Source organism: Micromonospora sp. NPDC000663 (genome assembly GCF_042898105.1).
GTDB lineage: Bacteria > Actinomycetota > Actinomycetes > Mycobacteriales > Micromonosporaceae > Micromonospora.
In genome coordinates this window covers 129,353-141,085 of the sequence record NZ_JBIAYR010000012.1, presented here as the reverse complement: position 1 = coordinate 141,085, position 11,733 = coordinate 129,353, and the positions used below count along the sequence as shown (strand labels likewise).

At 69.9% G+C, this 11,733-nt stretch carries 11 protein-coding genes; 9 read left to right on the top strand and 2 right to left on the bottom strand.

Translation table 11 applies throughout. The features are described 5' to 3' along the window. The first annotated feature begins 76 nt into the window (after positions 1-76). From ACFY1S_RS26925 to rox, 3 genes are all read left to right on the top strand, one after another. Positions 77-241 carry a MerR family DNA-binding transcriptional regulator gene (locus tag ACFY1S_RS26925; RefSeq protein WP_387123372.1) on the top strand — a complete coding sequence of 55 codons (165 nt, stop codon included), beginning with the start codon at positions 77-79 and terminating at the stop codon, positions 239-241. Then, complete coding sequence (locus tag ACFY1S_RS26920; RefSeq protein ID WP_387123370.1) at positions 219-572, top strand: MerR family transcriptional regulator; 354 nt, start codon at positions 219-221, stop codon at positions 570-572. Before ACFY1S_RS26925 ends, ACFY1S_RS26920 begins: the two co-directional genes overlap by 23 nt. Before the next feature lie 204 nt (positions 573-776). Next, entirely contained in the window at positions 777-2,240 is a 1,464-nt protein-coding gene (rox, locus tag ACFY1S_RS26915) for a rifampin monooxygenase (RefSeq protein WP_387123368.1), read from the top strand. A 9-nt stretch (positions 2,241-2,249) separates the two neighbouring features. Here the strand turns inward: rox and ACFY1S_RS26910 are convergent, their stop codons facing one another. After that, positions 2,250-2,615, bottom strand: a complete 366-nt coding sequence (locus ACFY1S_RS26910; RefSeq protein WP_364363353.1) for a DNA polymerase ligase N-terminal domain-containing protein — start codon at positions 2,613-2,615, stop codon at positions 2,250-2,252. A gap of 183 nt (positions 2,616-2,798) precedes the next feature. Here ACFY1S_RS26910 and ACFY1S_RS26905 point away from each other — a divergent pair, with 183 nt between their 5' ends. From ACFY1S_RS26905 to ACFY1S_RS26895, 3 genes are all read left to right on the top strand, one after another. Then, entirely contained in the window at positions 2,799-3,563 is a 765-nt protein-coding gene (locus ACFY1S_RS26905; protein WP_387123365.1) for a hypothetical protein, read from the top strand. 13 nt (positions 3,564-3,576) lie between these two features. After that, on the top strand, positions 3,577-3,849 hold the full coding sequence (locus tag ACFY1S_RS26900) for a hypothetical protein (RefSeq protein ID WP_387123363.1): 273 nt from the start codon (positions 3,577-3,579) through the stop codon (positions 3,847-3,849). A gap of 222 nt (positions 3,850-4,071) precedes the next feature. After that, entirely contained in the window at positions 4,072-5,481 is a 1,410-nt protein-coding gene (locus ACFY1S_RS26895; RefSeq protein WP_387123361.1) for a family 43 glycosylhydrolase, read from the top strand. Positions 5,482-5,484: 3 nt separating this feature from the next. Here ACFY1S_RS26895 and ACFY1S_RS26890 read toward each other — a convergent pair whose 3' ends face one another. Continuing rightward, the gene (locus ACFY1S_RS26890) at positions 5,485-6,501 is read right to left on the bottom strand and encodes a LacI family DNA-binding transcriptional regulator (RefSeq protein ID WP_387123359.1); all 1,017 of its coding nucleotides are present in this window, start codon (positions 6,499-6,501) and stop codon (positions 5,485-5,487) included. 186 nt (positions 6,502-6,687) lie between these two features. On the opposite strand from ACFY1S_RS26890, the gene ACFY1S_RS26885 reads away from it, so the two are divergent. The 3 genes from ACFY1S_RS26885 to ACFY1S_RS26875 all read left to right on the top strand — a co-directional run bounded on the left by ACFY1S_RS26885 (position 6,688) and on the right by ACFY1S_RS26875 (position 11,602). After that, positions 6,688-9,042 (top strand): AbfB domain-containing protein, encoded by a 2,355-nt coding sequence (locus ACFY1S_RS26885; protein ID WP_387123357.1) that lies wholly within the window; start codon positions 6,688-6,690, stop codon positions 9,040-9,042. 540 nt (positions 9,043-9,582) lie between these two features. Further along, positions 9,583-10,881: a cytochrome P450 gene (locus ACFY1S_RS26880; RefSeq protein ID WP_387123355.1), complete on the top strand. Its 1,299-nt coding sequence runs from the start codon at positions 9,583-9,585 to the stop codon at positions 10,879-10,881. A 241-nt stretch (positions 10,882-11,122) separates the two neighbouring features. Further along, positions 11,123-11,602: a helix-turn-helix transcriptional regulator gene (locus ACFY1S_RS26875; RefSeq protein WP_387123353.1), complete on the top strand. Its 480-nt coding sequence runs from the start codon at positions 11,123-11,125 to the stop codon at positions 11,600-11,602. Positions 11,603-11,733 lie beyond the last annotated feature (131 nt).

The following is an 11,733-nucleotide window of genomic DNA, read 5'->3' as shown; positions in this document are numbered from 1 at the left end:
ACCGCCACAGCCTGACCGCCGCGACGCCGCCCGGCCGACAGGCCGGACGGCGTGTCATCCAACACCGTGAACGTTCGTGGTCACGGCACTAGACCGAGGTCTAGGTCAACTGACTACTGTCGACGGTGTGGCGGACCGGGACCTGAGCATCGGACAGGTGGCGCAGCGTACGGGGTTGAGCGTGCACACCTTGCGGCTCTACGAGCGGAAGGGAACTGTTGGCCAGCGACGTGCGGCGTGACGCGTCAGGCAGGCGGGTCTACCGCGCCTGGGACGTCGAGTGGCTGGCGAACTGCGTGAAGTTCCGGGCCTCCGGCATGCCGCTCACGACTATCGCCCGCCTGGCCCAGCTCGTCCGTGAGGGCGACGGCAACGAGGTCGAACGGCTCCAGCTGCTCCGCGAGCATCGGCGCCGGGTCACCGAGCAGCTCGCGCAGCTGGGCGACTGTCTCGCCCTCATCGACACCAAGGTGAGCAACTACGAACGGCATCTCGCCGACGGCGCCACAGGGGACCCCTGGCAGCAGCAACCGCCGTCGATGCCAGGCGAGCACGCCCACCGGGTCGCCTGACCCGCGCGGCGCTCCGGCGCCACGTCCGGGCCGGCCGGGCCGGCCGGGCCGGGGAACAGCACGGGCCCCCGGAAACAGCAAAGGCAAGGAGGGGAACTCCTTGCCACTTTCAACATATACCGCATACCGGGGCTTGTGGCAAGACCCCGGTTGTGGCGCACAATCGTCGGCCGACCACGAAAATCGGCAGACATGGGGAATTGCGTGTTCGACGTGATCATCGTCGGTGGCGGGCCGACCGGAATGATGCTGGCGAGCGAATTGCGGCTGCGGGGCGTCACCGTGCTCGTGGTGGAGAAAGAGATGGAGCCGCCGCCGTTCGTGCGGTCGCTCGGGCTGCACGTCCGCAGTATCGAGGTGCTGGATCAGCGAGGCCTGTTGGAGCGGTTCCTGGAGAACGGCAAGACGTATCCGATCACCGCCGGCGGCGTTCGAGGATTCTTCGCGGGAATCGAGAAACCCGCTCCGGCCGGCCTGGACACCGCCCACGGGTACGTACTCGGCATCGCGCAGACGCTCACCGACCGACTGCTCGCCGAACACGCGGCCGACGTCGGCGCGGAGATCCGGCGCGGTGGTGCGGTGGTCGGGCTGGAGCAGGACGACGACTGGGTGACAGTGCACGTCGCGGACGCAACCCCTACGACGTTCCGAGCCCGGTATGTCGTCGGCTGTGACGGTGGGCGCAGCACGATTCGGAAACTGGCAGGCATCGGATTCCCAGGCGAGCCGTCGACGATCGACACTCTGCTGGGCGAGATGGAGGTGACAGCGTCTCTGGACGAGACCACGGCGGTGATGACCGAGGTGCGCAAGACGGAGAAGCGGTTCGGTATCGGCCCCTCCGGTCGACCGGGGGTGTTCCGGGTTGTCGTACCGGCGGAGGGCGTGGCCGAGGACCGCTCGGTGCCGCCCACGTTCGAGGAGTTCAAGAGGCAGTTGCGCAGGTACGCCGGCACCGACTTCGGCGCGCACTCCCCCCGCTGGCTGTCGCGCTTCGGGGACGCGACCCGGCAGGCCGAGCGCTACCGGGCCGGCCGGGTGTTTCTGGCCGGGGACGCCGCGCACGTCCATCCGCCGATGGGCGGGCAGGGGCTCAACCTCGGGATCCAGGACGCGTTCAACCTGGGTTGGAAGCTGGCCGCTACGGTCGCCGGCTGGGCGCCCGACGACCTGCTGGACAGCTACGAGTCCGAGCGGCATCCGGTGGCCGCCGACGTGCTTGACAACACCCGCGCCCAGATGGAGCTGACGACCAACGAGCCCGGGCCACAGGCGGTCCGACGGTTGGTGGCGCAGCTCATGGACTTCGAGGATGTCAACAGGTTCCTGATCGAGAAGATCACGGCGATAGGTGTCCGGTACGACTTCGGGGAGGGGCACGCCCTGCTCGGGCGGCGCCTGCGCGACGTCCAGGTGAAGCAGGGGCGACTGTTCGAGCTGATGCGTACCGGCAGCGGGCTCCTGCTCGACCAGACGGGGCGACTCTCGGTGAACGGCTGGACCGATCGGGTCGACCACGTCGTCGACACGAGCGAGGAACTGGACGTGCCAGCGGCGCTGCTGCGGCCGGACGGGCACGTCGCGTGGGTCGGCGAGGATCAGGAGACGCTCACCACGGCGTTGACCAGGTGGTTCGGTGCCGAGGGCGCTCCCGCGCGGGTGTGAGGGACGCTTCTATCCAGGCTCGTCCGGCGGCTGCTCCTTCGTCAGGTGGAGCAGCCACCCCTCGCCGGTGCGGATGAGCGCGTACCGCCGACGGCCGGTGCGGCCGTGCAACGTGAACAGCATCCTGCGGTCGGTGCGGTCGTGCTCCTCCCAGGTGCCGATGTCGGCGATCGACTTGTCGGCGTCCTCGTAGGTCAGATGGTCGAGGTGGTGGTCGGGTACGGCGATCGCGAGCCTGTTGTCGCGGGGACTGGCCGGCAGTCCGCGAGGTACCGCCCAGGAGCGCAGCACACCGTTCTCCTCCAGCCGCAGGTCGAAGTGCGGTCGTGGTTTGCGGTGGTGGTGCAGGACGAAGGCGGGTGCCACGTCCGCCATTGTGGGCGATCGTCGGCCCTCGCGCCTGTCGCTTGCTGCTCACGCCGGGGTGCCCGCCCGCTGCCCGGACACATCGATGCGAGGTGTAGCCCCCGCTCCCGAGGGGCAAGAACCACCCATGGGTGCGACGGCGTGTGGCGACGAGCAGGTGCTCGGCGGGCGGCACCGACAGGGTGGATCGGAGTGCGCGTACCCCTTGACCCGACTGTCACCGGCTCTCGACTGATGCGTCTGCGGTACTGCCTGCCCGCTGCGGCCCTCGGGGCGGCGGCGCTCGGCGCGGCCGTCGGCGCCGAGCCGGCCGGCGCCGAACCGCTGCCGTTGCCGGCCGGTTCCCCGCCGGCGCGGGCCGCCACCCCGCCGAAGATCATCAAGGCGCTGGTGCCGGACGTGGTCGAGACGCCGCTGACGGTCCCCGTCCCGCTGCCCTCGGCCGTTCCCCTGCCCTCGGCCGTTCCCCTGCCCAAGGCCACCGCCCTGAGGCCGACGTCGGTCACGCCGCCCGTCGCGGTACCGACCAGACCGCCCAGGACCCGGCCGTCGCCCCGGCCGACAGCCGCGCCCGTCCCGTCCGCCTCCAAGGGCCGTACCGCGGCGCTGTCGTCGCCTGCGCCCTCCGCGACAGCGGCGGTGTCCCGCGCCCGCGAGGGTCGTGTGCCCGCAGGAAAGCGGGTGGCCGCTGCCAGGACTCCCGCGCCCACCCCGCCCGCCCGACCCGTGCCGGAGCTGCCCGCGCTCGTACGGTCGCTGGCGTCCGTCACCGCGGCCACCGGCGTCAGCGGCGCCCATCCCGCGACATCGACCACCGAAGACCCGCTGCCCAGCTCGCCGCTGTGGCGGGGGCGCGCTGTCGCCGCCGTCGACATGCGCGCTGCCAGCCGCCCCGTGGAGCGGGGTCCTCCCCCGCCCCGGCAACTCCTGATCACCCACCCGCGTCCACGACGTTGATCAGGAGAAGGTCATGGAAATCGCAGTTATCTGGATCCCCGCCGACATCGAGCCGTCGGAGCCCGCCGTCGCGGCATGTCTCACCCACCTCCGCCGGCACGACTACCGATCGAAGGGGATCGTCCGGGCACCGTGGGAGACCGTCGAACAGGCGATGATCGACGGGGAGGTGGACGTCGTCGTGATCGCCGACCTCGCCCACCTGCCGCCGGACCGGTCGCCCCGCATCGAGGTGGCCACCGCCCCGGAGCCGACCATCGACGAGGACCGGCCGGTCCCCGGCTGACACGACGACGCGCCCCGTCCACACCGGACGGGGCGCGTCGTCGTGCCCTTACCTTGACTTTCGTCGATGTTAGCGCCAACACTGGGACCGCGTCTCCCGCGCTCCACACCCTCCGGAGGTCTGATGCCACCGCAGCCGGACGGTCCAGCCAACCGCCGCGCCACCGGAACGGAGCGCGTCGGCCGCCACAGCCCCCGACGCCTCCGACCGATCCTGGCCGCGATGCTCGTCGTGCTCGCCGTGTCGGCAGGCCTCCCGGTTGCCGGGCCGGCGCACGCGGCACCGGCGGTCGCCTACACCAACCCACTGGCGAACCAACGGGCCGACCCGCACATCGTCAGGCACACCGACGGCTACTACTACATGACCGCGACGGTGCCGCAGTACGACCGACTCGTACTGCGACGGGCGACCACGCTGCAGGGGCTCGCCACAGCGGCGGAGACGACCATCTGGTCCCGGCACACCAGCGGGGAGATGGGCGCCCACATCTGGGCGCCGGAGATCCATTTCATAAACAACAGGTGGTACGTCTACTTCGCCGCGGGCCGGACCGACGACGTCTGGCGGATCCGGATGTACGTGCTGGAGAACGCGAACCCGAACCCGCTCACCGGTTCGTGGACCGAACGCGGCCGGATCACGACCCCCTGGGACACCTTCAGCCTGGACGCCTCGACCTTCGTCGCCAACGGGGTGCGCTATCTGACCTGGGCGCAGCAGGAGCCGGGCATCTCGACCAACTCCAACGTCTACCTCGCCCGGATGGGCGCCAACCCGTGGCAGATCACGGGCACGGTGACCCGGCTCGTCGTGCCGACGTACGACTGGGAGACCCGCGGCTACCGGGTCGCCGAGGGCCCCAGTGTGGTCCAACGCAACGGCCGCCTCTTCCTGACCTACTCGGCCAGCGCAACGGACGCCAACTACTGCCTCGGGATGCTGAGCGCCTCCGCCACCGCGAACCTGCTCGACGCCGCCTCCTGGAGCAAGAGCCCCACTCCGGTGTTCACCAGCAACGCGGCCACCGGCCAGTACGGCCCCGGCCACAACTCGTTCACCGTCTCGGAGGACGGGCAGAGCGACATCCTGGTCTATCACGACCGCAACTACCGGGACATCAGCGGCGATCCGCTCAACGATCCGAACCGCCGGACCAGGCTCCAGAAGGTGTACTGGAACGCCGACGGCACACCGAACTTCGGCATCCCGGTGCCCGACGGCGCCACACCGGTACGGCTGCGGTCGCATGACCTGACCAGCAGCTACATCAGGCACTACGACTACCGGGCCCGGATCGAGCCGAACGTGGCCAACCTGGCCGACTCACAGTTCCGGATCGTCAACGGTCTCGCCGGTGGCGGCACGGTGTCGCTGGAGTCGACCAACTTCCCGGGCTACTACCTGCGCCACAGGGGCTTCGCCCTGTACGTCGAGAGGAGCGACGGGTCGACCCTCTTCGGCGGGGACGCGAGCTTCCAGCGCCGGTCCGGCCTGGCCGACAGCGCCGCGCTCTCGCTGGAGTCGCAGAACTACCCGGGGCGGTACGTGCGTCACCGCGACGGGCTGCTCTATGTGGAGGCGGTGGGCACGAGCGCCGAGCGGGCCTCCGCCACGTTCCACCTGGAGTAGTCGTCACCCGCCCGTGGTGCCGGTGCTCTCCCTGCGGATGAGCCGGAACGGCGTCTGCACGGTCAGCGGCGCCGCGACCTGCGCACCCTCGATGCGGGCGACGAGGCGGCGCACCGCCAGACGGCCGATCTCCCGCTTGTCAGGCGCGATGGTGGTGAGGGTCGGCGTACTGAACCGGCCCTCCTCGATGTCGTCGATGCCGACCACCGCCACGTCCTGCGGCACCCGGTGGCCGGCCTCGGCCAACGCCCGCAGCGCGCCGACGGCGACCAGGTCGTTGTAGGCGAACACCGCGTCTGGTGGGTCACCGAGCGCGAGCAGCTCACGCATGGCCCGCATGCCGTCGGGTCGGCCGAACGCGTCGGTGCGGGCGACCAGCCGCGGGCGGTACGGCAGGCCGGCGGCGGCGAGGGCTTCGCGGTAGCCGCGTACCCGCAGGTGCGCCGACTGCCGGTCACCACCCGGCGTGGCGCCGATGAACGCTATCCGGCGGCGACCGATCGTCACGAGATGCTGGATCGCCGCGTGGCTGGCGGCCACGTTGTCGATGGCGATGTGATCGTGCGGTACGTCGTACACGCCCTCGCCGATCAGCACGAGCGGACTGTCGGCGGTCCGGGACAGGACCTCCTCCCGACCGATCCGCACCGGGCTGAGGATCAGGCCGTCGATGATGTGCCGCCGGGAGCCGCCGAGGAGCGCCAGTTCCGCGTCCCGGTCCGCGGCGGTGTTCTCCATGACGAGCGTGTAGCCGAGCCCGGCGGCCTCGGCGATGGCGATCTCGGCGAGTTCGGCGAAGTAGGGGTTGTTCAGTTCCGGGACGGCAAGGGCGATCAGACCGGTACGCCCCCGACGGAGGTGCCGGGCGCCGAGGTTGGGGCTGTACCCGAGTTCGTCGACGGCCTGCTGCACGCGCTGCCGGGTCCGCTCCCCCACCGGCCGGTATCCGTTCACCACGTTCGAGACCGTGGCCAGCGAGACTCCCGCTCGTTCGGCTATGTCCTTCAGGCTGACGGCCATCCGCCGACCCTCCACGAATTCGATTGATGAGCGACGGTACATCGACGACCAAGGATTGACGCGGCGGCCCGCGCGGCTCTATAACGTTATACAGACGACGATGCATGTCAATATCGCCGACGCCCACCACCCACGCGCTTCGGGCATGGTCGTACCGCCCGTGGCGACTCGCCCCCCGGAGACGGCATGACACGTCAGGTCACAACCCGCCCCGCCCTGCCGCTGCTGCTCATCCTCGCCCTGGTCGCCGGCGTTCTCGCCGCGCCAACCCGGGCGGCACACGCCGCGCCGGCCAAGACACCGCCACTGACCACCCCCTGGACCGGCCAGGCCCTGGTCGGCACACCACTGCCGGAATACCCACGACCCCAGATGACCAGGCCGGACTGGCTCAACCTCAACGGCGAGTGGCAGCTACGCCAGTCGACCACCGACGACGCCCCGCAGTTCGGCACCACCCTGCCCGAGCGGGTAAACGTGCCCTTCCCGGTGGAAAGTGCCCTGTCCGGCATCGGGCGGGCCGCCAACGACAACCGCAACTACCTGTTCTACCGGCGCACCGTCACCATCCCCGCGAACTGGTCGGGTCGGCGCACCCTGCTGCACTTCGGCGCCGTCGACTGGCAGAGCACCGTCTGGGTCAACGGCGTACGGGTCGGCGCGCACACAGGTGGCTACGACGCGTTCACCTTCGACGTGACCCCCCAGCTCACCGCCGGGACCAACGAGATCGTCGTCAAGGTCTGGGACCCCACCGACACGCGGCAGAACGGCAGCCTGCCGGCGATCGGCAAGCAGACCAAGACCCCCGGCGGGATCTTCTACACGCCCAGCTCGGGCATCTGGCAGACCGTGTGGATGGAGCCGGTGCCCACCGCCTCCATCAGCAGCGTGGACGTCTACCCGAACCTCACCACCAACACCCTGCGGGTCCGGGTCTTCACCCGCGGAAACGTGAGCGGCCACAGCGTGCTCGCCGAGGCGCTCAACGGAAGCACAGTGGTCGGTACGGCCACCGGCGGCTTCACCGACTTCAGCGTGCCGGTGCCCAACGCGCGCCGCTGGTCGCCCGACGATCCGTTCCTCTACAACCTCCGGGTCACCCTCCGCAACGGCGCAGGTGCCGTCGTGGACCGGACCACTCACTACTTCGGCATGCGGGAGATCACCACCGGCCTGGTGAACGGAGTGCTGCGTCCCAAGCTCAACGGCCAGTTCGTGTTCCAGGTCGGCACCCTCGACCAGGGGTTCTGGCCGGACGGGCTCTACACCGCGCCCACCGACGCCGCCCTCGCCTTCGACCTGCAGAAGCACAAGGACCTGGGCTTCAACATGGTGCGCAAGCACATCAAGGTCGAACCGCAGCGCTGGTTCTACCACGCGGACCGGCTCGGCCTGCTGGTCTGGCAGGACATCCCGTCGCTGACCGCGCAGGACATCAACCCCACCGACGCCCAGCAGGCGCAGTTCGAGGCCGAGGCACGCGAGATCGTCGACGAGCACCGCAGCTCGCCCGCCGTGGTCGCCTACACGCCGTACAACGAGGGCTGGGGCGAGCGCTCCCTCGCCGACACGCGACGGGTCGCGCAGAACATCAAGAACCAGGATCCGACACGCCTGGTCAACCCGCACAGCGGCCACAACTGTTGCCAGTCGCTCGGCGACCCAGGCAACGGCGACATCGACGACTGGCACGTCTACCTCGGGCCGGATTCCCCCGTACCGTCGAGCAGCCGCATGGCCGTGCTCGGTGAGTTCGGCGGCCTGGGCCTGCACACACCGGGCCACGAGTACAGCCCCAACGGCAGCTTCTTCGCGTACGAGTGGCAGGCCAGTTCGACAGCGCTCACCGACCGGTACGTCGGGCTGGTGCAGGGCAGCCAGAACCTGATGCTCGGCAAGGGGCTCAGCGCCTCGGTCTACACCGAGATCACCGATCTGGAGGGCGAGCTGAACGGATTTGTCACCTACGACCGCCAGGTGATCAAGATGGACCAGGCGCGGGTCCGCGCCGCCAACACCGCCCTGGTCAACGCGTCGAAGACCATCGGTAGTTCGGCGCCCGTCGCCCTGCCGGTCAACACCCGGCGGTCCCTACAGGTGACCACGCCCGGCTACACCAACCGCTACCTGCGCCACCAGGACAGCCTGGCGTACACCGAGGTCGTCGACGCCGCGAGCCCCAGCCTGCTCAAGGACGACGCCACGTACACCATCCGCGCCGGCCTGGCCGGTACCGGCTGCTACTCGTTCGAGTCGGTCAACTTCCCCGGGCAGTACCTGCGCCACCAGAACTCCCGGGTGCGCAACTCGCCTGACGACGGCTCGGCGCTGATGCGCGCCGACGCCACCTGGTGCGCGCGCGTCGGACTGACCGGCTCGGGCGTGTCACTGGAGTCGTACAACTTCCGGGGCAGGTACCTGCGGCACTACGACTCGGAGGTCTGGCTCAGCAACGGCACGGGCGGCGACGCGTACAACACGCCGGCGTTGTGGGCCGCCGACAGCACCTGGGCCATCGCCGCACCCTGGGCGCCCTGACCGGGCAGAGGCAGCGGCGGGCTGTCGCCGCCATCAGACGACCGCGGAGGTTCCGGCCGGGCCGGAACCTCCGCGGTCGATCGGCGTGCCTTCAGGTACGTCGGTTGCGGCGTCGTCTCTCCGTTGAGGCCGGAGAAGTCGTGCCAGTCGGCGCCGCCGAGGAAGCCGGCACCCGTGGACGTCCCGCACGCCGGGCGGCCGCAGCAGGGTCTGCCACGTCAGCCAGTTCGCCGGCTCCGTGTGACCGACCACCGTCACCTGCCGTAGCGGGTGTCGTTTCCTGGTCATGGGGGAAGTGCCGCATTGGAATCAACTCAGGGCAAGCACCGGCTCGCAACTTGCATCCGGCCGAGAATGACCCATCCGTTGCAGCGCGCAAATAACCGTTCACCAATTAGATGTACGTCAATCTTGACTTGCGCGGCCCATTAGCGGACCGTAAAGAGACATGGCAGATGCGTGACATTGTCGGCCCGATCGGCGTGGTTCGCCAAATAGTCGCGCTGCCGGTTTCGCGCCGCGTGCATCAGGAGGCGTTCCATGCGGTTGAATCCGTTCACCGGAGCTTATCTCAACGATCCGGCGGCATTGTGGCGCCGCATTCTCGACGATCCTGACGGGGTGCACTACGCCGACGATCTGGGCATGTGGTTGATCAGCGGGCACGCCGACGTCAGGCGGGCTCTCGGCGACGCCTCGACGTTCGCCAACGCCCTCACCCTCGCACCTGTCTACGAGGTCTGCCCGGAGGCGACGAGCGTGATCACGCAGATCGACGCGCCGCCCACGACGGCCGCGGCGGACCCCCCGGTGCATCCCCGCACCCGCCGGGCGCTGCGGGCCACCTTCGCGAGCACCCCCGAGCGGGTCGAGACCGAGTACGGCGCGATCGTCCGCCGCCGGGTCGACCAGCTGGTGTCCCGGCTGGTCGACCGCCAGGGCGGCCAGGTAGACCTCGTCGCCGAGTTCGCCACCGAGCTTCCCCTGCTCGTGGTCCTGGACATCCTCGGCGTACCCGACGCCGACATCGCCCGGATCCGACAGTGGGCGGACGGTCAGATCGCTCTCATCTGGGGGCAACCCGACCCGGCCGAGCAGGTACGTCTGGCGCGCGGCCTGCTGGAGTTCTGGCACTACTGCCAGGATCTCGTGCGCCAGCGGATGGCCAGCGGGCACCCGGGCGACGACTTCATCAGCCGGGCCCTGACCTACCGCGACGACGACGACGCCGTGCTGACGGTGCCCGAGGTGGCGAGCCTGGCCTTCAATCTGCTGGTCGCCGGCCACGAGACGACCGCCGGACTGCTCGCCCACGCGCTCGACCAGGCCCTGTCCACACCACACCGATGGTCGGCGATGGCCGCCGATCCAGGGCTCGTCCCCGCGTTCGTCGCCGAGACGCTCCGGTTCGCGCCCGCCATCGACGGCTGGCTCCGCGTGACACGCCGGGAGGTCACGCTGGGAGAGGTCACCATTCCCGCGGGAGCCCGGTGCCTGCTGCTGATCGGTGCGGCCAACCGGGACCCCGCCGTGTTCGCCCATCCGGACCGGTTCGACCCGCACCGGTCCGACGCCGGGGATCACCTGTCGTTCGGCCATGGTGCACATTTCTGCATAGGCGCGGGACTGGCGCGACTTGAGGCCCGGATCGCCCTCACCCGACTCGCCGCGGCCATTCCCGGCCTACGACTGACACAAGGTCACAGCCGTTCCTACAAACCGAATGTCGCGTTTCGCGCGCATCACGGGTTGAGCGCGACAATCGACATCGTCACACCAGCGGGCGTGCCGGCGACACGAGAGGCGGCCAGCGCCGAGGCGTACATCGGCGGACAGTGAGCACGTCGCGCATCCGGACGCGGGCGTGGACAGACGTCGTACTGCGGCTTCCGCCCGCGACGACCCGACGCCCGCACGGGGTCCGACCCACGCCTTTCACGCTTTGCCGTGCGATCCATGTCGGTCAACGTCTTCACACCGATCACGTCCTGGGTTAAGAATTGCTCTCTACGAATGCCCGGCGCAGCGACACGGTTTGGTCTGTCCGCTGCCGATTCCCCGTTGCCACGAAGGTGAGCGCATGGAGCACACATCGCCGTCGAGCTCCGCTCAACCCGCGGCCAGCGAGCGGTTCCGGTGGGAGCTGCGCAACTGCCGCCTCCGACGTGGCCTGACCCAGCGGGCGCTGGCGGATCGGGTGCGGTTCAGCCGGGAGACGGTCGCGGCGGTGGAGTCGGGTCGCCGGTTCGGCAGCCACGAGTTCGCGGTGCGCTGCGACGACGTACTCGACACCGACGGCCTGCTGGCGGCGCTGTGGCCGCAGGTCGCCGCCGAACAGCTGGCGGCCGACGGTCGCCGCGGTCCGCGATCCTCCGAACCCGCACGCTCGGACCCGCCTGTCGCACGTCAGCGCGGTCGGCGTGACGCCAGCGACCCCGGTGCGGTCGTGGACGCCATCGACGAGCTGCGCGAGCTGATCGGTCAGGTCCTCAACGGTCACCCCGAACCGGACGACCGCGAGCGCGACGCTTCGACAGGGCCCCGGGGCGACCGGCGCTGACCTTGCAGTCCCGTGACGCCGCGCGGTGTCACCGCCCGCTGACGCTGGGTACAGATGCTGGTACGGGCAGTTTGTACCACGGTCAGGTCTGGCCTACGAGCGCCACTTCCGGCCGAATGGGACTTGCATTT